The sequence below is a fragment of the Hyphomonas pacifica genome, assembly GCF_000682675.1.
GTDB classification, from domain to species: Bacteria; Pseudomonadota; Alphaproteobacteria; order Caulobacterales; family Hyphomonadaceae; genus Hyphomonas; species Hyphomonas pacifica.
Window position 1 is genome coordinate 57,056 of record NZ_AWFA01000089.1, and the last position, 20,891, is coordinate 77,946.

20 protein-coding genes and 1 tRNA gene are annotated in these 20,891 nt (G+C 57.3%); 10 read left to right on the top strand and 11 right to left on the bottom strand.

What is annotated here, in order from left to right; translation table 11 throughout:
• Nucleotides 1–50: 50 nt before the first annotated feature.
• On the bottom strand, nt 51–1,562 hold the full coding sequence (locus tag HY2_RS16250) for an acetyl-CoA hydrolase/transferase family protein (protein ID WP_034829516.1): 1,512 nt from the start codon (nt 1,560–1,562) through the stop codon (nt 51–53).
• A gap of 194 nt (nt 1,563–1,756) precedes the next feature.
• Nucleotides 1,757–1,846 (bottom strand) — tRNA-Ser (locus HY2_RS16255).
• 108 nt (nt 1,847–1,954) lie between these two features.
• Between HY2_RS16255 and msrA the strand changes: the two genes are divergently transcribed.
• Nucleotides 1,955–2,611, top strand: a complete 657-nt coding sequence (msrA, locus tag HY2_RS16260) for a peptide-methionine (S)-S-oxide reductase MsrA (RefSeq protein ID WP_034829518.1) — start codon at nt 1,955–1,957, stop codon at nt 2,609–2,611.
• A gap of 6 nt (nt 2,612–2,617) precedes the next feature.
• Here msrA and HY2_RS16265 read toward each other — a convergent pair whose 3' ends face one another.
• A complete protein-coding gene (locus tag HY2_RS16265; RefSeq protein WP_034829520.1) occupies nt 2,618–3,685 on the bottom strand; it encodes a hypothetical protein in 1,068 nt (355 codons plus the stop codon).
• A gap of 133 nt (nt 3,686–3,818) precedes the next feature.
• Here HY2_RS16265 and gluQRS point away from each other — a divergent pair, with 133 nt between their 5' ends.
• The 7 genes from gluQRS (at nt 3,819) to HY2_RS16955 (ending at nt 11,284) form a co-directional block, all read left to right on the top strand.
• Nucleotides 3,819–4,670 (top strand): tRNA glutamyl-Q(34) synthetase GluQRS, encoded by an 852-nt coding sequence (gene gluQRS / locus HY2_RS16270; protein ID WP_034829522.1) that lies wholly within the window; start codon nt 3,819–3,821, stop codon nt 4,668–4,670.
• Nucleotides 4,667–5,569, top strand: a complete 903-nt coding sequence (locus HY2_RS16275) for a DMT family transporter (protein ID WP_034829525.1) — start codon at nt 4,667–4,669, stop codon at nt 5,567–5,569. Before gluQRS ends, HY2_RS16275 begins: the two co-directional genes overlap by 4 nt.
• A gap of 73 nt (nt 5,570–5,642) precedes the next feature.
• The gene (locus HY2_RS16280) at nt 5,643–7,226 is read left to right on the top strand and encodes an alkaline phosphatase (protein WP_034829527.1); all 1,584 of its coding nucleotides are present in this window, start codon (nt 5,643–5,645) and stop codon (nt 7,224–7,226) included.
• A 15-nt stretch (nt 7,227–7,241) separates the two neighbouring features.
• The gene (locus HY2_RS16285; RefSeq protein WP_034829529.1) at nt 7,242–8,009 is read left to right on the top strand and encodes a hypothetical protein; all 768 of its coding nucleotides are present in this window, start codon (nt 7,242–7,244) and stop codon (nt 8,007–8,009) included.
• Nucleotides 8,010–8,079: 70 nt separating this feature from the next.
• Complete coding sequence (locus tag HY2_RS16290; protein WP_034829531.1) at nt 8,080–9,180, top strand: Zn-dependent alcohol dehydrogenase; 1,101 nt, start codon at nt 8,080–8,082, stop codon at nt 9,178–9,180.
• A gap of 47 nt (nt 9,181–9,227) precedes the next feature.
• Nucleotides 9,228–9,827, top strand: coding sequence for a TetR/AcrR family transcriptional regulator (locus HY2_RS16950; RefSeq protein WP_051595130.1), 600 nt, complete (start codon nt 9,228–9,230; stop codon nt 9,825–9,827).
• 53 nt (nt 9,828–9,880) lie between these two features.
• A complete protein-coding gene (locus tag HY2_RS16955) occupies nt 9,881–11,284 on the top strand; it encodes a S41 family peptidase (RefSeq protein ID WP_051595131.1) in 1,404 nt (467 codons plus the stop codon).
• 40 nt (nt 11,285–11,324) lie between these two features.
• On the opposite strand, the gene HY2_RS16305 is transcribed toward HY2_RS16955, so the two are convergent.
• From HY2_RS16305 to argB, 7 genes are all read right to left on the bottom strand, one after another.
• Complete coding sequence (locus HY2_RS16305) at nt 11,325–12,134, bottom strand: copper resistance protein B (protein ID WP_034829532.1); 810 nt, start codon at nt 12,132–12,134, stop codon at nt 11,325–11,327.
• A complete protein-coding gene (locus HY2_RS16310; RefSeq protein WP_034829534.1) occupies nt 12,131–14,092 on the bottom strand; it encodes a copper resistance system multicopper oxidase in 1,962 nt (653 codons plus the stop codon). Before HY2_RS16310 ends, HY2_RS16305 begins: the two co-directional genes overlap by 4 nt.
• A gap of 91 nt (nt 14,093–14,183) precedes the next feature.
• The gene (locus tag HY2_RS16315) at nt 14,184–14,609 is read right to left on the bottom strand and encodes a hypothetical protein (protein WP_034829536.1); all 426 of its coding nucleotides are present in this window, start codon (nt 14,607–14,609) and stop codon (nt 14,184–14,186) included.
• Between the two features lie 44 nt (nt 14,610–14,653).
• Entirely contained in the window at nt 14,654–15,481 is an 828-nt protein-coding gene (gene dapD / locus HY2_RS16320) for a 2,3,4,5-tetrahydropyridine-2,6-dicarboxylate N-succinyltransferase (protein WP_034829537.1), read from the bottom strand.
• A gap of 18 nt (nt 15,482–15,499) precedes the next feature.
• Nucleotides 15,500–16,246 (bottom strand): pyrimidine 5'-nucleotidase, encoded by a 747-nt coding sequence (locus HY2_RS16325; RefSeq protein WP_034829540.1) that lies wholly within the window; start codon nt 16,244–16,246, stop codon nt 15,500–15,502.
• Nucleotides 16,243–17,214, bottom strand: coding sequence for a DUF1036 domain-containing protein (locus tag HY2_RS16330; protein WP_233346280.1), 972 nt, complete (start codon nt 17,212–17,214; stop codon nt 16,243–16,245). The genes HY2_RS16325 and HY2_RS16330 overlap by 4 nt, the downstream gene beginning before the upstream one ends.
• A gap of 31 nt (nt 17,215–17,245) precedes the next feature.
• A complete protein-coding gene (gene argB / locus HY2_RS16335) occupies nt 17,246–18,142 on the bottom strand; it encodes an acetylglutamate kinase (RefSeq protein WP_034829546.1) in 897 nt (298 codons plus the stop codon).
• A gap of 76 nt (nt 18,143–18,218) precedes the next feature.
• Between argB and HY2_RS16340 the strand changes: the two genes are divergently transcribed.
• Nucleotides 18,219–18,974 carry a potassium channel family protein gene (locus tag HY2_RS16340; protein WP_051595132.1) on the top strand — a complete coding sequence of 252 codons (756 nt, stop codon included), beginning with the start codon at nt 18,219–18,221 and terminating at the stop codon, nt 18,972–18,974.
• Entirely contained in the window at nt 18,971–20,299 is a 1,329-nt protein-coding gene (locus tag HY2_RS16345; RefSeq protein WP_206741055.1) for a TrkH family potassium uptake protein, read from the top strand. Before HY2_RS16340 ends, HY2_RS16345 begins: the two co-directional genes overlap by 4 nt.
• On the opposite strand, the gene HY2_RS16350 is transcribed toward HY2_RS16345, so the two are convergent.
• A complete protein-coding gene (locus HY2_RS16350) occupies nt 20,296–20,769 on the bottom strand; it encodes a GNAT family N-acetyltransferase (protein WP_081815103.1) in 474 nt (157 codons plus the stop codon). The genes HY2_RS16345 and HY2_RS16350 overlap by 4 nt on opposite strands.
• Between the last annotated feature and the right edge of the window lie 122 nt (nt 20,770–20,891).

A 20,891-nucleotide genomic window follows, 5' to 3' on the forward strand; every position in this document is an offset into this window, starting at 1 on the left:
GATTAATCTTTGTACGCTCCATTCAATGGCGTGCCGACCCCGCCGGCGCCCTACAGCATGGACCCTGTTTCTACATAACGCTGATGCCAGGACAGCGCTTCATTTAGCAAAGTTGGCGCATGCTGGCCGAAAGAATTTTGTCTTGCCCGCTTATAGTAATCCTGGATCGCATCGCGATAGGACGGGTGCACACAATTCTTGATGATCACATCGGCGCGCTGTTTCGGGCTGAGGCCGCGAAGATCCGCCAGTCCCTGCTCGGTCACGATCACTTGCACGTCTTGATTGATATGATCGACATGAGACACCTTCGGCACAATAGCTGAAATTTTGCCCTGCTTGGCCGTAGATGGGCTCATGAAGATAGACACATAGGCATTGCGAGCGAAATCGCCCGAACCGCCAATTCCGTTTTGAATGCGCGATCCCATGACATGGGTTGAGTTCACATTGCCGAAAATGTCGGCCTCGATCATGCCATTCATCGCGATGCAGCCAAGCCGGCGAACCAGTTCCGGATGGTTGGAGATTTCCTGCGGGCGCAGGATCAGCTTGTCACGGAACTTCATCGCATCGCGGTTGAAGCGCAGGGCAGCCTCCGGCGACAGTGAGAACGCAGTTGCAGACGCCATACGCAGCTTGCCCTCCTCCAGCAGGTCCAGCATGCCGTCCTGAATAACTTCCGTATACGCAGTCATATCTCCATAAGGTGCATCCATCAGACCGGATAGAACCGCATTAGTGACATTGCCGACACCTGATTGCAACGGCAGCAGGGAATGCGGCAAGCGCCCGATCTTCACCTCATGGGCAAAGAAGTCCAGCAAGTGCCCGGCAATGGCAATCGCAATATCGTCCGGTTCAGCGAAGGGCAGGTTCCTGTCCGGCGCATCTGTTTCAACAATGGCGACAATCTTGTCCGGATTAACCCGGAAATGCTTTTCCCCGATCCGGTCATCCGGACGCACGAGCGGAATGGGTTTCCGGTTCGGTGGCAGCGCCGTGCCATAATAGATATCGTGCATCCCGTTGAGCGCTTCGCTTTGCCAGCGATTGACCTCAAGAATGATTTTGTCGGCCTGGTCGAGCCAGGTCTTGTTATTGCCAATCGAGGAAGACGGGATCAGCGCGCCGTCTTCGGTAATGCCGGAAACTTCTACGACGGCGGTATCCAGCTTTCCCAGAAAGCCCTGCCAGGCCATCGGCGCAACCTGGCTGAGGTGTAGGTCAAAATAGTTCATCTCGCCCGCATTGATCTTTTCACGTGCAATGGGGTCTGAATTGTAAGGCAGACGAAACTCTATCCCGTCAGCCTTAGCCAGCGCGCCATCCAGTTCGGGGCCAGTCGACGCCCCACTCCAGATCTTCACCTTGAAGGGATTGCCCACCGCGTGTTCCGCTTCAATAAGCGCCGCAAGGGCCAGCGGAACGGATTTCGGATAACCAGAGCCGGTAAAGCCACTCATCCCGATTGTCGTGCCATTGGTGATCAGACTCGCGGCGTCTTCGGCGCTCATGACACGGTCACGCAAGGCGGGATGCTGGATTCGGCTGTTTGTCATATTTGTTCCCTTTGAAGCATAGCGTCGTGCCTACCCGGCTGGGCATACTTTACCGATGATAGGGCAGAATTTCGAACCAAGCCTGAGAGCATGCCGGATAGGCTTTGTCATCTACTGGCAGATATGCATAATGGCATACCAGCACACCAGACGCATGCCGCGACAAAAAGCTATATCCTATATGAAAGATCTGCTGGCGGTGAGACAGGGATTCGAACCCTGGAGACTATTGCTAGCCTACACACTTTCCAGGCGTGCGCCTTCGACCACTCGGCCACCTCACCGCGCTCAGCAGAATGGAGGCCAATAGCGGATGACTATGCAGATCGCAAGACCGTGATTGCCGTTCTGGGCAGCCAAACCCATATCAGCTGCAGAAAGGGAAAACTGACATGTTGTTTTCAAAGAAACCTGCGACCCTGCCGGATGCCGAGAGCGCCCTTCCCGGACGCTCTTCCCCCATATCGACGGCAAGTACACATTATGTCTTCGGACGTGACCTTCAAGGCCCTGTGCCAGATGGATATGAAACCGCCGTATTTGGGCTGGGCTGCTTCTGGGGTGCGGAACGCAAGTTCTGGCAACAGAATGGCGTCTGGCTGACCCGTGTCGGCTATGCCGGCGGCATCACGCCTAACCCAACCTATGAAGAAGTTTGCTCCGGTGGGACAGGTCATACGGAAATCGTGGAAGTGATCTTCAACCCCAAAGAAGTCAGCTTTGCGGAACTGATGAAGCTGTTCCTGGAAAATCATGACCCGACCCAAGGCATGCGCCAAGGCAATGACATCGGCACACAATACCGCTCCGCCGTCTACACGACCTCTGATGCCCAGGCTGAAACCGCACGCGAGATGATTGCGACCTATGAAAAGGCGCTTGCCGCGTCCGGCCATGCCGCACAGATCACTACGGAAGTTAAGTCTTTGGACAAGGTGTATCTGGCCGAAGACTATCACCAGCAATATCTGGCGAAGAATCCAAACGGCTATTGCGGGATGGGTGGCATAGGCGTGTCCTGCCCGATAGGCCTCGGCGTAACATCCTGAAACTGGCTAAACGCCGAAATTCACCGCAAAGCGCTTGCGCGTCTCCAGCATATTCTTGGCCTTGGCCATCGTGTCAGAGACCGTTTGCGCGCGCTGGATCGTCGGATCCGCTTGCAGGGCCTCAATCACTTTTGACAGGTGGGAGATGGCATCTTCCACCTGTTTTCGGTCGAACTGCACCATGGACCGGGCAATGAGCGCGCGGCCGATATCCATGTGGGACTGAACCACCCGCCACGAATCCCTGTCGGTCTGCGGAGCCTGCAGATGCCCCCGACGCAGACGCAGCACCCGGTCGAGCGCGTCCAGGTCCCCGGATTGCTCTGCAACATGCACGCCCGTTGCACAGAAGTCTGCCTCCAGTCTGCGTAGCAAGGCGGGCGACAATGACGCGCAATCATCCAGCATTTCGCCAAGCGCTTCTGCCAAAAGTTTCATCTTTTCCGCTCGGAAAGATTGCGGATTGGCCAAAGCGGGCTGCAATTCCCTGGCGAGGAAATACGCCGCTATGCGCGGCAGCTGTCCATCCAGATCCTTCACGCGACCCGGCAAGGCCAGTGTGAAAGGCCGTGCCTCTTCCGCACGCAGGCCACCGCCGCGGCTAAGGCCGTGGATCAAAAACCCTTCATTGCGGTGACCCGTGCGCTCTGTCCACAGGAACATGTCGGCCTGGGACACGACCATCCGCCGCCGTGCTCTGGCCAGCGCCCGGCCTTCCAATCCGCCCTGGATAGGCGACGTACGTAACAGCTTGAATGGCGCTCCGAAATTGAACGCGCCCAGATGGTCTTCCAGCGCTGACATCAGCCACTTGCCTGCCTTGCGGCCGGACAGTCCGCGTGGCGCGGCAAGCAGGATACGATAACCGGGAGATTTGTCTTTCGCGGCCCGGCGCAGGCCTGACTCCATCATCGCTCGCCGCACGGCCTTGGCCAGCAATACAAACAGAATGACAATGACCGCAGCGATGATGAGTAACATCATCAGGAAGCCGAAGGCAGCCATTTCTCCCCCGGGCAGGACATGCTCCTGCACCCAGGTCTCTACTGTATCAAACCACGCAAGCACAGGCATGTAGAGCGGACCTCCTGTCTACCCGTGCGATACGGTTCTTGCTCTCCGCATGCAACTGATAAACGCTGTTCAGCTCGCCTCTCAGATGATTACACTCACCGTTGAGACAACAGTTCGAGCAAGAAAGACAGTAATGCGACAGGGCGATTTCATCACACGTTTTGCGCCCTCTCCAACCGGGCATTTACATCTCGGCCATGCGGCTTCGGCCTTTTGTGTGTGGGACTATGCACGTGCCGCTGGCGGATGCGTTCTACTACGCATGGAAGATATCGACCAAACACGCTGCAAGCAGGATTACGAGGCCTCTATTCTGGACGACCTGACCTGGCTGGGGCTGAACTGGGATGGACCCATCCGGCGCCAGTCAGAACATTTTGAGGAGTATGAAGCCTGCCTTGAAAGCCTGCAAGCGCGTGGTCTGATCTATCGCTGCTTCAAGACACGACGCGAGATCGCGGAAATTCTTGACGCCGAGCCGGCTTCAGATCCGACCGCCTATATCGGCGCATCTCTTGCCCCCTCAGAGGAGGCAGAGCGTCTTGAGCGCGGAGACGCTTTTGCCTGGCGGCTATCCCTATCTGTGGCGCGGGACACGCTTGGCCCAGCATTTAACCAACTCGCCTTTACCGAATTCGGCCTGAATGGCTTGCAGAGCATTAAGGCAGACCCCACTCCGTTTGGCGATGTTGTACTGGGACGCAAGGAAACCCCGACCAGTTATCATCTCGCCTGCTGCCATGATGACGCCCTTCAGGGCATCACCCATATCATACGCGGAGAGGACATCAGGGAGATGACTTCCGTTCATACCCTGTTGCAGGCCCTGATGGATTGGCCGCAGCCACTTTATCATTTTCATCCGCTCATCATGGGGCCAGATGGCAAGAAACTGTCCAAACGGTTTGGCGACAGGGGATTGCGTGCATGGCGCGAAGACGGCAAGACGCCGAAAGACATTCGCGCAATGACAGGCATTTCATGACAAGCGTAGATATTTCACCCCCCGCCCAGCGGGAATGGCTCGGTGTGCTCATGCTGATGGGCGGCGCTATCGCCGTTGGCTTTGCACCGATCGCCTTGAGACTTGGTCTTGAGGATATGGGTCCACAGGCCATTGCCTTCTGGCGCTATGTGTTCGCCCTGCCCGTCCTGTTGATCCTTGTCGTGCTGTTTGAGCGCCGGGCCCCGGCCAAACCGAATATCTTCGCCATTCTGGCCGGTATCTGCTTTGCGCTCGATATCGGCTTCTGGCACTGGTCCCTCACCCTTACCAGCGTCTCCAATGCCACCTTCATCGTTAATATTGGCAGCGTGTGCGTCGGCTTTCTGGCCTGGCTGTTCCTGAAGGAACGCCCCGCGCCAATCTGGTTCCTGGCAGTTATCCTGGCCGTCGGCGGCGCAGCTGCGCTGTCACTTGGGGGACAAACAGACAAGGGTGCCTCCTTTGAGGGGGACCGTATCGCCATCATCGCCGCGCTGTGTGTGTCAGGCTATTTTCTCTGCTCGAAGCTGGCCCGGCGCAGCATGAACGGGCTGGAAACCCTGTTCTGGTTGACCTTGGTTGAGGCTGTCGTGGCGGCCGGAATGGTCATGGCCTTTGGCGAGAGCTTCATGCCGGAAGACCTTTCGGGCTTCAGAGTGCCGATGGTCCTCGGCATTTTCATTCATGTTATCGGCCAAGGCCTCATCATCACCGGACTGGGCCGCGCGCCCACCTCCGTGGCAGGCGTCATCATCCTGTTGCAGCCTGTCGTCGCAGCCGCCGTATCCTGGAAAATGTTCGGAGAAACGCTGACCTCATTGCAGGCATCTGGCGGCGTGCTGATCCTGTTCGCCGTCTGGCTGGCCCAGCGTGGACACAAACCGCAGGCGGTGGACTGAACACCGTGCGCAGCATTACTGTCACGAAATGCGTCTATGTCCGCCGCAAAGTCATATTTACCGGAGATCTCTCATGCGCCGCATTGCCCTTTCCCTTGTTTCCTTGACCGCCCTGAGTGTCGCCGGATGTGTCTCCCCTGCTGAAACGGTGTCCGTCGCAGATACGCCGCAACCTGCTCTGACTCTGCACCGCAATGGTGCGACACCGGTTCAGGCAGAAGATGCCTACTTCCAGTCCGCTGCGGCCTCCGTTCAAAACAGAATCGCAACGCGCGGCGTGAAACCTGCTAAGAATGTCATCCTGTTCGTAGGCGATGGTATGAGCATTCCGACCATCACGGCAGCCCGTATCTATGCCGGCCAGAAACGCGGACTGGATGGGGAGTCCTACAGCCTGACGATGGAAACGCTGCCGCACATGGCGCTCTCCAAAACATACAGCAATGATTTCCAGGTTGCAGATTCCGCCTCTACCGCCACGGCCATGATGACCGGTGTCAAAGTGAATTCCCGCACGCTGGGCGTGCGCAAGGATGCCTATTTCGGCAATTGCGCCAGTATCGAAGGCAATGGGACGGATTCGATCTTTGAGCTGGCCGAACGCGCAGGCCTTGCCACCGGCATCGTTTCCAGCGCCCGCCTGACGCACGCCACACCGGGCGCCACCTATTCCGAAACCCCCAGCCGCGACTGGGAAGACGACACAAACCTTAAAGGCATCGCAGGCGACTGCCATGACATTGCCCGCCAGCTGATCGAATGGCCGGAAGGCGATGGTTTTGAAGTCGCCATGGGCGGTGGCCGCGCGCAATTCACGACTAAGCAGCAAGCAGACCTGGAAGAAGAAGGTCGCACCGGCAATCGTGAAGATGGCCGTGACCTGACGGCGGAATGGGTCGCGAAATCTTCCCAGCATGCCTACATCAGCGACCTTGCTGGCTTCGAAGCCACCGACTTTGCCTCAGATTTGAAAGTTCTCGGTCTCTTCGACAGCTCTCACCTGCAATATGACATGGACCGCCCGAATGACCCGGCAGGTGAACCATCTCTTTCCGAACTGACTAAGGCCGCTATCACGCGCCTGTCCCAGAACCCGGAAGGGTTCGTCCTTCTGGTCGAAGGCGGCCGTATTGACCACGGGCACCACGCCGTGAACGCGGCCCGCGCGCTGGATGAGACCGACGCATTCGATCAGTCCATCGCGACAGCGCTGGACATGACGAATGCCGATGAAACCCTGATCATCGTCACGGCAGACCATTCCCACACAATGACAATTTCCGGCTATCCGAAGCGTGGCAATCCGATACTGGGCAAGGTTGTGTCAGGCCTCGACAACAGCCCGATGAAAGCACAGGATGGCAAGCCCTACACCACCCTGTCTTATGCGAGTGGCATGACCGCTTGCCGTATAGAAGAAGGTGAACCGGATTGCGAACGTGAAGACCTCTCTGAAGTCGATACGACCGACCCGGATTTCCATCAGCCCTCCCTGGTCCTGATGTCGTCTGAAACCCATGGCGGCGACGATGTGGCGATCTTTGCCACGGGCCCCGGCTCCGAACTTGTTTCCGGCGTGATGGAGCAAAACGAGATCTTCCACGTTATGGGAAGAGCTTCCGGACTTGTTGCAGGCCCGGAAGAAGAAGCGGAATGAAGGACAAGGGCAGGTTTGGTAAGGTTTACCTACAGGGAAGATGGACCGGTCACCGGCTATGTTTACGTGGCCAACAGCAAGCGGGATGACCGGTTCCGCACGGCCCGTCCGGGTGACATTATCCGGAACGATAACCCCGAGCCGCCCTTCATTGTCGTCAGCCACACGACAGAGGACATAATCCTGACCGATTGGCCCGGCACGCTGTGGACCGCCGAAGTTGTGGAGGATAGTGCGGCGCAGGAAGAAGAAAGCGACTTTACCCGCGCAACTGCGGTACGTCTTGTCGAGCGGTTACCTGCGCACACACTGTTTGGGCCGCATGGCGAGGCGGTTGCCTGGGTGGCGGACCGCGCCACCCGGCTGACTTATGAAGAAGCCGACTTGCTGACCGCCCATCGTGCGCCCGGCGCTGCACGCGCCTATGCCAATGCTTGGCTGAATTGGGACGGGCTGACACCCTCCAGCCGCGAATATACCGAATGGGAAGGCATTATCTCGATTGGCGTGGAGGCCCCCTTCTCCCCTGTCGGGCGGGGATTGCGAACAGTCTTCGGCGCGGTCGTCGCACAGGCTTGGCGCGTTCAGGGCGAAGACGCCATGTATACCGAAGACGGGGTTGAAGAAGATCCGGATCTCCATCTTGTCGAGCCGTGGGCAAGTGCAGCCCTTTGTCTTGTCGAGGTCGCCATGGCGCTTGGGGCACCCGACCTGCTCACCCAGGGAGACCGGAAGCTGCTGACAGACCCCTGGCGTGTCCTGACAAGCCCCAGCCTCTCGTAACGGCAGGACTCGCCAACCCCGCACTTCTCGGCAATGCTTCCCGCATAAAACATAAAACCGGAGGAAACCCATGAAAGCTGCCGTGATGCGCGCGCCCAATGCGCCCCTGTCGATCGAAGACGTCACCATTTCCAAACCCGGCCCGCGGGAAGTTCTAGTGCGCCTGAAAGCCGTTGGCGTCTGCCACTCCGATGTTCACTTCTGGGACGGAAACTTTCCTGCCGAACTGCCGGTCATACTTGGCCATGAAAGCGCCGGCATCGTGGAAGAAGTCGGCTCCATGGTCTCGGCCGTGAAACCTGGCGACCATGTCATCTCCATCCTCTCCCCCTTTTGTGGAACGTGCGAGTACTGTTTGTCAGGTCACATGTCTGTCTGTCACACCGTGAACGGAGAGAAATTCCAACGCCCACCCACAGAGGCCCCGCGCCTGTCGATCAAGGGAGAGAAAGTCGGCCAGTTCCTGAATCTCTCTTCCTTTGCAGAGCAGATCCTGGTGCACGAAAACGCCCTTTGCGCCATCGACAAGGACATGCCGATGGACCGCGCCTGCCTGATTGGGTGCGGCGTAGTCACAGGCGTTGGCTCGGTCTTCCATTCGGCCAAGGTGGAACCTGGCTCAACCGTCGCCGTGCTCGGCTGCGGCGGCGTGGGGCTTGCGGCCATCAATGGCGCGGCCATTGCCGGGGCTAGCCGCATCATCGCCGTCGACCTGTCAGACGAGAAGCTGCAGATGGCTGTCCGATTTGGTGCAACCGACACGGTCAATCCGGCCAAGGTAAACGCAATCGAGGCGGTGAAAGAACTCACCAAGGGCGGCGTTCATTATGCCTTTGAATGCGTTGGCCTGAAGCAGACCGCCGAACAGGCCTATCACATGCTCCGCCCACGGGGCGTTGCGACTGTGATCGGAATGATCACACCCGGCGTAAATATTGAAGTACCAGGCATCGAGCTGCTTGTGACGGAAAAACGCCTGCAGGGCGCGGTGATGGGATCTAACCGTTTCCGCATAGACTTCCCGCGCTTCATTGAACTCTATAAGCAAGGCAAACTGCATCTGGATGATTTGATCTCCGACCGCATCGGTCTCGAGGGCATCACCGGAGCACTGCAGAATTTGAAAGACAATAAGGGTACAGTCGCCCGTCAGGTCGTCGTGTTTGACTAGAGACAAGAACCGGTCCTTTCTGCGTTGTCAGACAAGGACCGGACCTTATGGCAGGCAAGCGCGACCAGAAGAAAAGAGAAGTCTTTGACGCCCTCTATCAGTCTGCCCTGCGTCTATTCGACAGCAAGGGATATGATGCGGTCACCGTCTCTGAAATTACTCGGGCAGCTGGCGTTGCGAAGGGTACCTTCTTCAACCACTTCCCCGCCAAGGCAGATATCCTGGCCGAATGGTACAGACGCCTCATGGCTGATGTCATGGACACTCCGGCCACAGATGACAGCCTACCCCTGGCAGAGGCCGCGCTGGAAGTGGCGCACCAGACAATCAGTCTGAGCGCGGCCTCTCCTCAGCTTTGGCAGGCCACAACACAACTTTCACCTGTCACCCCCTCCATTCAGACCGTGGAAGCTGAAAATGACCGGGCCGTGCGCAACCATTATATTCGCTTGGCAAGACGCGCCATCTCCAAAGGCCACCTGCCATCCGACACTGATCCGGACAAGCTGGGAGACCTCTATCTCACCCTGTTCACCGGCACGGTCCGCCAATGTGTCGTCACAGGCAGGCGCGAAGAAATTCTTCCTGACCTGAAAAGACGATTTGAGGCCCTGGCCAGTATCGCCGCGAGGACGGGATTGCCTTGAGCGTGCAAATCCCATAAAAGTGACCACGGTCACTTTTTCTGAGTTTTTTCTTCATGCGTCTCCCCTCCATCCTGCTAAGTCTGGCGTTTGCACTCTTTGCCTGCGCACAAGCCCCAGCTGCTCCACCTGAGCCTGAAACTCAACTCATTGCGCAGAACGGCACCATACTGCCTGAAGCGTTCGGCATATGGAGCTCTCAGGAATCCGGCTGGATACTAGAGATCACCTCAGATGGCATCACGCGCTGGCAGGATACAACGGCAGCCTGTTATCCCGCGCGACAGGATGGCCCGACACTGATGGGACAGATCGAATACAGATATTTCACGCCCTTAGATGCTGACACGGCTAAGTTTGAATACCTGCCTTCGGATGGACATGCCCTGTTCACCCGGTTGGAGCATATGCCAGCTCGCTGTAGCGATACGCCGATCATAGATCCCGTCACCTTGTTTGAGATCTTTGCTTCAGTTTTTCAGCAGCATTATGTCTTTTTTGATCAACGCGGGGTCGACTGGCAGGCGATAACTTCAAAGGCTCGGGGACAAATCTCCCATGATACGAGTGAAGAGGACCTTCTCAGCGTCTTCACCGAAATGCTGGAGCCACTTCAGGATTCCCACACAAAACTGATCGCAACAATTGATGGCACGCCGCATCGAATTCAATTTGGGCTGGGCGAGACGCTGCCAAAAGTACGTGCAAGTATAGGGGAGTCTCCTTGGCTGGTCGGTATACTGGACAATCTCATGGCCTGGCTGGACGAAGGCGCCGTTCAGACCGGCAATGAGCGATTTATCCACGGCACGGTCAATGGACATATTGGCTATATCCAGATCTTCACCATGGGCGGCTTTACGACTGCGCATGAGGCAGGCACGCCGGAATGGGCAAATGACGAGATCAAGGCCCTTCACAATCTGTTTGACGAGGCCTTTGCAGGCTTTGACGATACAGATGCTCTGATCCTGGATCTTTCCAACAACCGGGGTGGCTATGATGCTATCACGCGCGCAATTGCCAGCCGCTTCCTGGATGCGCCCATTGAGGCCTATTCCGTTCGCACGGAATGGGAGGGAACCCCTCTGATCACCTATACTATTGCTCCTTATAGTGATGGCCCGGTCTACATAAAGCCTGTCTATGTCATCACCAGTGATATCACCGTATCCGGCGGCGAGATCACCACAATGATGCTACAGCAATTACCACATGTAACGGTTGCAGGTAGGAGAACACGTGGAGCCTTCTCCACCCCGCTGGCCAAGCCCCTGCCAAATGGCTGGTACCTTGAACTATCAAACGAGATCTTCTCGTCTGCAGACGGCACGGTCTATGAGGGGCGAGGTATCGCACCTGAGATCATCCTGCCTCTGTTCGCCGAGAATCCTCCTGTCGAGAGCCATCTGACATCGCTGAAACAGCTCGTTGCGTGCATAGAGGATGAGACGTGCTGAAGAACCGGGAGCAGGAAAACACCGCTCCCGGATATTACAATCAGAACCAGGTTCGGATGCCCAGCACCCAATAGGCCTGGTCTTTCTCACCGCCTGCAGCCTCCACATAATCGGCCGTATCGCCCAGTGCGCTGTGATATTCCCAGCCGACATAAGGCGCAAATTCCCGCTTGATCTCATAGCGCAGGCGCAGCCCCGCCTGCACACTTGTGAAGCCGGCCCCGGTTTCAAGTTCCGGAATATCCTGCGCGGACATGGCCAGTTCGAGACGCGGCTGCAGGATCAGACGCTGGGTCAACAGAAGTTCATACTCTGCCTCAAGATCCGCTGTCAGATCGCCCTCATCGCTGAGATAGAGAGCGCCATCGACTTCAAACCAGTAAGGCGCAAGCCCCTGAAAGCCGAGCACAGCATGCGCGCGGCCTTCCGGCTCAAAATCATACCGAACACCCGCTTGCAGATCGAAATAGGGCGAGACCGCGCGCGACCAGAGCAATTGCACTTCGGCTTCCTCAAGATCGCCCTCATCAAAGGAATATTCTCCCTCCGTTTTCAGATAGAGCCTGTCAGTGTCACCGCCATACCAGGCCGAGCCATCCCACACACCGATCTCTTCATCGTCAGACATCTGCACTTCGGCACGGTTAAGCATCACCATGCCAAATGCCTGATCGCCATTGTGATGCAGGACATGCGACCGGGAGGCTGCCATTTCAGCAGGGTCAAAATAGGCATCTGCCTGAGACCAAGGGGCATTTTCAGAATTATCCTCATGCCCAGAATGGTCCTGTGCGTAGGCAGAGGACATGCCAAGGATCATGGCCCAAAGGGAAATCAGAACCGGTTTCATTGGTCATCCTCCATCTTCATGTCATGCCCCATCTTGGAATGATCCATCTTGGAGTGATCCATTGTGTCATGCCCCATGGCGGAGTTATCCATGCTTTCATGCTCCTGCATCGGGGGCGTGTCATCCGATGGCAGAACGGAGACGACCTGCATCATGCCAGCATGCATGTGATAGAGAAGGTGGCAGTGAAATGCCCAATCCCCGACATGATCCGCCGACACATCAAAGGAAACCTTCTCGGCCGGCTTCACGATCACCGTATGCTTACGCGGGCAGTGATCCCCGCCCCCATTGACGAGATCAAAAAACATGCCGTGCAGGTGAATCGGATGCGGCATCATGGTGGAGTTGATGAGACTGACCCGCACGCGTTCGCCTTCATGAAAGACGATTGGCTCCGTCACTTCAGAGAACTTCACCCCATCGAACGACCACATATAGCGTTCCATGTTCGAGGTCAGATGAATTTCGATCTCCCGTCCGGGTGCACGCAGATCCGGGTTCGGATCCAGACTGCGCAGTTGGGAGTACCGCATCACGCGGTGCCCGACATTTTCCAAGCCGAGGCCCGGCTCATCCAGTCGGCTGATCGGCATCATATTAACCTTGGTCACCCCTGGCCCACGCTTCACAGGGTTGGACTCCACGGGCCAGCCACCTGACTTCACCATGTCTTCGTGAGCCATACCGCCCATGTCATGCTCAGGCATGTCATGGGCAGAGTGGTCCATCTTCGAATGGTCCATTTTGGAGTGGTTCATACCCTCCTCTGTCATGGTCCCTGCCATGGCATCCTCCGACATCGCATCATCATCCATATTGCCATGACCCATGGCCGAATGGTCCATGCCCATATCCTTCATGCTCAATGTCGGCACAGGCCTGAGAGCCGGAGTTTCAGCTCGCATCCCGGCCTTCGGCCCGAATGTGGCCACAGCCTGTCCGGACCGGTCAATGCTTTCAGCAACGAAAGCATAAGCCCGGTCTTCCGGCGGGGAGATGATCACATCATAAGTCTCAGCCACGCCCATCTGGAATTCATCCACTTCAAGTGGCTGAACATTCAGGCCATCTGCGGCAACGATGGTCATCGGCAGATCCGGCAGGCGCACATTGAAGATGGTCATCGCCGAGGCATTGATGATCCGCAGGCGGACACGTTCCCCCTTCTGGAAGATGCCGTTCCAATTGTCCTTCGTGGAATGTCCGTTGATCAGGAAGTGGTAGGTCGACCCGGTTACATCCGCTATGTCGCGCGGAGACATACGCATCGCGCTCCACATTGCCCGGTCAGACCAGGCCGCGCCAAATCCGTTCGCCCTGGTATCCGCCAGAAAGTCAGGTAGTGTCCGCTGCTGGAAATTGTACGTATCGCTCGACTTTTTCAGTTTGGCAAAGATGCGCTCTGCCCGCTCAAAGCTCCAGTCAGACAGCACAAGGACATATTCCCGGTCATAGGCAACCGGGTCTGCCTCTTTAGGGTCGATGATGATCGGCCCGTAATGGCCTTCCTGCTCCTGCAGGCCTGAATGGGAATGATACCAATAGGTGCCGGACTGCGGCACGGCATATTTATAGGTGAAGGTTTCACCAGCTCGGATACCCGGAAACGTCACGCCCGGCACGCCGTCCATCTGGAACGGCACGAGCAGGCCGTGCCAGTGGATAGACGTGTCAACATCCAGCGTATTCTTGACGTTCAGGGTGATCTCGTCCCCTTCCCGGAAACGGATCAAGGGCGCAGGCAATGTCCCGTTCACACCAGTCGCCTCGCCTGGCTTGCCATCAATACGCACGGGAAACTTCCCGACCGTCAGGTCGAACTCTGTCGCCGTGTGAGGGTGAAGACCATGATTGCCATCACTGGCACTACGCGCCCAAGCGGGCAGCAACGCCCCCAAGCCGCTAAGCAGGCCGGACGCGGCCGACCCGTACATAAATTGTCGTCTGTTCAACATGTTTGAAAATCCAGAGAATTAAGTGTTCCGCAAAAGGCAGATTTCCGGCAGGCAAAACCTTACCGGAGACGCACAAACCTGCGCATTTCAATCAATTCAAAAGACGGATCTTCAGGCTAACGGGGGTAATTGTCGGCGGATCAGGCATCTGCCTGGGTGGCCCGCGTACCTCAATACGATAGGCCGCCTGCGACACCAGGGCTGAGGGCGCTGGCAGCAAAATCTTTACCACCGGACCTTGCACGCCCTTGGCACTGAAATCCGCGGCCTTAGCCAGAAAGGGTGTGTCCGGATGGCATTGGGCTTTAGGTGTGTCCGAAGGCGCAGACGCCATGTCGGCGCAATGGTCTGAGGATGCTGCCTGCAGCTCCATGGCATGTGCGGCGCTGAGGCCATGGTCAGAATGGTCGGCACAGGCACACATGGCATGCTGCGACCCCAGCAGCAGGGCAGCCACTACCAGTAAAAGGTTACGAACAGCCATCACCATGAAAAGTGTTTCCTTCAGTGAAGACATCTAGGGCGATCCCGGCTTCAGAACAATGCCTTCTTGTCTGAGGTTTAGGCGCGCAGCAGCTCGTTCACGCCCGTTTTGGAGCGCGTCTGCGCGTCGACCGTTTTCACGATCACGGCGCAGGCGAGACTCGGGCCACCATTCTTGTCCGGCAGGGTGCCTGGCACGACCACCGAATAAGGTGGCACTTTGCCATAGCTGATCTCGCCCGTCTGGCGATTCACGATCTTGGTGGACTGGGTGATGAACACGCCCATCGCGATGACAGAGCCTTCGCCCACAACCACGCCCTCAACCACTTCAGAGCGCGCCCCGATGAAGCAATTGTCCTCAATGATTGTCGGGTTCGCCTGCAGCGGCTCCAGAACACCGCCAATGCCGGTGCCGGCAGAGATGTGGCAGTTCGCGCCAACTTGCGCGCAGGAGCCGACAGAGGCCCATGTGTCAATCATTGTGCCTTCGCCCACATAGGCACCAATGTTCACATAGGACGGCATCAGCACGGCATTTTTCGCGATATAGGCACCGCGGCGCACAGCGCAGGGCGGCACAGCGCGGAAACCGGCATTCTCAAAGTCGGATGTGCCCCAGCCCTGGAATTTGGAGGGCACCTTGTCCCACCAATTGCCGCCACCCGGTACACCGGAAATCATGCCGTTGGCATTCAGACGAAAAGACAGCAGCACAGCCTTCTTCAGCCATTGATGCACTTCCCAGCTGCCATCGCCATTCGGGCTTGCCACACGGGCGTCCCCGGAATCGAGAAGCTCAATGGCAGCCTCGACCGCATCGCGCACTTCACCGCGTGTTTCAGTGGTCAGCGTGTCGCGGGTTTCCCACGCCTGTTCGATGGAGGCGGCAAGGGCTTCTGTCATTTTTTTCTCCGGGGCCGTTTAGTCCAAGGTTTCAATCGCCGCCTCAAGAAAGGCAGCAAGGTCGCCCGTGACATAGTCTATGTGGTCTGGGCCGTCATCCCCTAACAGGTCATCCAGATTGGCGGGTCGGGCTTCAATTGGCTCATGGCTCCAATCCTTTTCGGAATGCACCAGCACCGTTGTGAACCCCATATCCTTTGCAGGCAGCAGATTGCGGGCAAGATCTTCAAAGAAAATCGCGCGACCTGGCTTGATGTCATGCAAAGCCACGAACCGGTCATAGGACACCTGATTGGGCTTGGGCGTGTACTCAGCATCCTCGATGCCATAACTGCCATCGAACAGATGCGAGAGGCCCATCCTCTCCACCACCCGCTCGGCATGACGGCGTGAGCCGTTTGTGTAGACGAATTTCCGCCCAGGCAAAGCCGACATTGCATCGCGCAATACCGGCAGATCCGGCAGCGGTGAGAGGTCTATTTCGTGGACATAATGCAGAAAGTCAGTCGGATTGATCTTGTGAACCTTCATCAAGCCGGAGAGCGTCGTGCCATAGGTCGCATAGTAATGCTTCTGCAGTTTTCTTGCCTCATCGGGCGGCAGGTCCAGTAACCGAGAGACAAAATCCGTCATGCGCGTGTCAATCTCGGCGAAAAGGTTGCACTCCGCCGGATACAGCGTGTTGTCGAGATCAAACACCCAATCCCGGACATGAGCGAAACTGCCGAATGGCGCAATGTGCACGCCTGCCTTGGAAGAAATCATTGTGTGCCCGCCTTGGCGAAATCACGTTCAAAGAATTCGAATACCAGACGGCGATCTACCGGTTCAGGTGCGCGCTGAAAAAGCGCGGTGCGATAGGCAGAGGCCTCGCAATCATCGCGGCCAACAATGGCAAACTTCGCCCGGCCGACGCAGAAGGCATCAGACGCCTTGGCCAGCGTGCGGGTTCGGCTGCCATCTTCCATTTCGCCATAGACATAATATTCCGTGCTCCGCAGGCCACGGTCTATGGCGCGCGCGCAACCGCCCGCCTCCAGCATCCACCACCCGCGGCTTTCCCAGCCTTCGGTCCCACGCCGGGCAATGGCGCTCCAGATACGCTTGTCCGTCCGGTTACACAGCGTGAAGCCGACATTGCGGCCCGCATCCTTGGCAACCTGTTCCAGAAAGTCGATCAGGTCAGAGTCCGACGTATCCGCAGGCAAGTTGTTCTTCTTGAGGAAGTCTCCAATTGCCGCGCGCGTCTTGTAGCCGATATGGCCATCAATCGCGCCGGAGAAGACATTGGCCTCTTCCAGAAGGCGTTGAACCCCGGCGGTACGCGCCTTTTCAAGATCATAATTGTCAATCTCGGTGAAACTGGTGCTCCAGCGTGTGCGATTGGTGATCTGCACAGGGCGAAAGCCACGCGGCTCCAGGCCCATGGCGGTACAATTGGGTGGGCTTTCCAGAGAGAACCCACCTGTCGGGTCCACACACAGTTCCGTTTCACCGCGCCATTCGCGAACACCGCCGCGATGCGCGCTGGATGTACGGCCATAGAGAAAATGATATTTCGGCTCCAGCGGCCCCTTCAGCGCCAACTGGCATGAGCCCGGCTGCAGCTTGAACCAGCCATCAACATTGATGCTGCCGCCAACAGGGCGGCCAACAGCGGCTTCAATAATATAGCTCGTCTTGTTGCAGAGTTTCCAGCCATCGGAATCCTGTGCCTGCGCCAAGGCAGGCATGGCCAAGCTGGCCGCAAGAAAGACGAGACCCTTAAGAAATGAGCGTACCTGCGCCATGTTCTGTAAAAAGCTCCATGAGCAGGGCGTGCGGCGCACGCCCATCGAGGATGACTGCCGCCCCGACGCCATGTTTTACAGATTGGGCCGCAGTTTCAAGCTTCGGTATCATACCACCTGCAGCTGTGCCGTCCGAAATAAGACCTGGAATGTCATCGACAGCAATCTCACGCATCAGGTTTTTCTGCTTGTCCATCACCCCGGCAACATCCGTGAGCAGGAAAAGACGACTTGCGCCAAGGGCTGCTGCCAGCGCCCCTGCCGCCGTGTCCGCGTTCACATTATAGCGGTGGCCATCCGGCCCGGCGCCCACGGGGGCAACAACAGGAATAAGCTGAGAATCGGATTTCAGTAGCGCATCGATCACACTTGTATCGACGGCGCTCGGCTCGCCTACGAAGCCGAGGTCCAGAACCTGCTCGATATGACTGTCCGGATCGCGCTCTGTCTTCTTGGCCTTTTCGGCCAGGATCAGATTGCCATCCGAACCGGACAGGCCAACCGCTTTGCCGCCTGCCTGATTGATCGCGCGGACAATGGATTTGTTGATCGGGCCGGACAGAACCATTTCGACCACTTCCATGGTCGCTTCATCTGTGACCCGCAGGCCGCCCTTGAACTCAGACACAATGCCCAACCGGTCCAGCAGCTTGCCGATCTGCGGGCCGCCGCCATGAACGATCACGGGGTGAACCCCCAGCGTCTTCAAGAGCACGACATCGCGCGCGAACATCGCGGCAAGGCTTTCATCCACCATGGCGTGGCCGCCATATTTCACGACAATTATCTTTCCGGCGTAGCGCTGAATATAGGGCAGCGCTTCCGAAAGTGTGCGGGCGGTGAACTGGGCAGGGGAAATCTGGTCTGTCATGCGCGCCCCTTTAGCGCGGTTTTTCCAGCTCGGTAAGGGGTGAGAATTTTTGCTGCATCACGAAACCGGCAGGCGTATGCTGCGTTATGCGCTGATCAAGACGCTTCAGACGTCGCAATTATTTGGACAATTGCCCTCCTCCCCAACAGATACGGTTATTCCCATGGCTCAAAGCAGACGCAATGTAGTGGTCATTGGTCTTGGAACCTTCGGCATGGCAGTCGCGCGGGAATTGACCCGCATGGGTGACCGCGTGCTGGGGGTGGATGTCAAAGAGGCGGAAGTCGCCTCCATCGCAGATGAAATAGACTCTGCCCTTGTCGCAGATGCTGCAGACATGAAGGCCGTCCGCGAAATCGGTCTCGAAGCCTATGATGCGGTGATCATCTCCATCGGCGAGAATATGCAGTCCAGTATCCTCGCGGGGATGAACATTCTGGAAGCTGGCTGCACGGATGTCTGGGTGAAGGCGCAAAGCGATACGCACAAGACCATTCTGGAGCGGATCGGCATCCAGAATGTCGTTCTACCTGAGGCCAATGAAGGCCTTCACTTGGCGCAGCTGGTGCACAATCCGCGGATGCGGAATTATCTCTGCCTCTGGGATGAAGTCTTCCTGGCTGAAATCCGCGTGCCGAGCCGCTTCAGCACGCGTGGCTTCTCTCCTCAGCGCCTGAAAGACAAATACGCCCTCTCCTGTCTCGGTGTGATCCGCGACAAGCAGGTTTTTCCCATCGAAGATGGCGAGCAAAATCTGGGAGAAGATGACCGGCTCATCTTGTTTGGGAACCGAGCCGACATTCGGCGCTTCGCAGACGGATCGGACTCTTGAGCCTGAAAGACCGCCTTTCCAGGCTGCCAACCCCCGCCCTCCTAGCTGTTGTCTATCTCAGCTGGATTCTCCTCGGCATGCTCGCCCTGAAGCTGCCGATCTCCACCACGACAGACATCACTTGGTCTGACGCGCTTTTCACGGCAACCTCTGCCGTGACAGTGACCGGCCTAGCCGTGGTTGATACCGGCTCGGACTTCACGCATTTCGGCCAAGGCGTCCTGATGGTGCTGATCCAACTCGGCGGCATGGGCCTGATGACCTTCGCGGTCGTCGTCCTCTCCTCCATGGGCATGCAGATCGGCCTCGTCCAGAGGCAATTCCTGCGGGAGGAGATGGGCCTGCGCTCAATAAGTGGCCTGCTGGAGCTGGCCTCCTTTATCTTCCGCTTCGTCCTGATTTGCGAGATTGTCGGCGCGATACTGCTTAGTTTTGAATTCGTACCGCAATTTGGCTGGAAACAAGGCATCTGGCAGGCCATCTTCCATTCCATCTCGGCCTTCAACAATGCCGGCTTTTCGCTCTTTCCAGACAGCCTGATGGGCTATGTTGGCTCCCCTATCGTCATCTATACAATTTCCATTCAGTTCATTGTCGGCGGGCTGGGCTTTGCCGTGATTTCCGATCTTGTTGTCTCAAAGCGCATCAGCCAGCTGTCGCTGCATACAAGGCTGATGCTAGTTGGCACATTCGGTCTGATCCTGTTTGGCATGCTCTCCTATGCCGCGCTGGAATGGAGCAATCCACGCACTCTGGCAGGGCTGCACACATTGCCGGAAAAGCTGAACGCCATCTGGTTTGAAGCCGTCACGCCGAGAACGGCCGGCTTCAATTCCATGGATACCAGCGGCATGCGCCATGACACCACACTGATGACCATCGTGCTGATGGTTATTGGCGGCGGCAGTACCTCTACCGCAGGCGGTATCAAGGTGACGACAGCCTTTGTCCTTCTGTTGGCCACCTTCGCCTTCTTCCGCAGCAGCGGCACGATGCGCGCCTTTGGCTATTCAATCGGCCTAGCGCAGGGCCTCAAGGTGATGGCCCTGCTGACGGTCAGTGTCTTCACCATTTTCGCCGGCATGTTCATCATCACTGCCACGCACGAACTGGACTTCATGGATGTGATGTTTGAGGTCTGCTCAGCCTTTGGCACTGTCGGCCTGAGCCGCGGCATTACCGGAGACCTGAACGAGATCGGCCGCGCGGTGATTTGCCTGATCATGTTCCTGGGCCGGATCGGACCGCTGACGCTGGGCTTTTTCCTGGCAACCAAGACCCAGCCCCGCGTGAAATACCCCGAAGGTTCGGTCTTCCTCGGCTAGGCGGCAGCCTGCATATCCAGACTCATGAACACGCTGTGGGGGTCTTCCACATAGCTTCCAAACGGCTCGCAATAGGTAAAGCCATAGGCCTCATAAAGTCTGCGAGCCGGAATAAAGCCATCCATGGAGCCCGTCTCAAGATAGAGCGCCGTATAGCCGCGCGCACGGGCCTCTGCCAGTATATGCTCCAGCATCGCACGGCCATGGCCCTTGCCGCGCAGATGCTGGCGCGCGTGCATGGATTTGATCTCCCCCGTGCCGTCGCCCAGATCCTTCAGCGCGCCGCACCCGATTAGGGCCTCATCCTGCCACATAGACCAGAACGTCACCTCCGGCACTTTCAGGCCCTGCAGCGGCAGGAAATGGCAACTCCCCGGCGGGCTGAGCGACAGCATCAGATCCGCATGGGTCGTCAACAGGTCCGCAACTTCAGCGCCGCCCAGATCATCAATCCGGATCTCCAAAGGCATACTGCCCTCCTCTTGCATCGCAGCGGATAGTGCTCACACGCGCCTAGCGGTCAATATCAGAGCGTCACAGTACGGGAAGATGAAGACTCACTTTGCCTGCAGGACTGGCACGAATACCATCC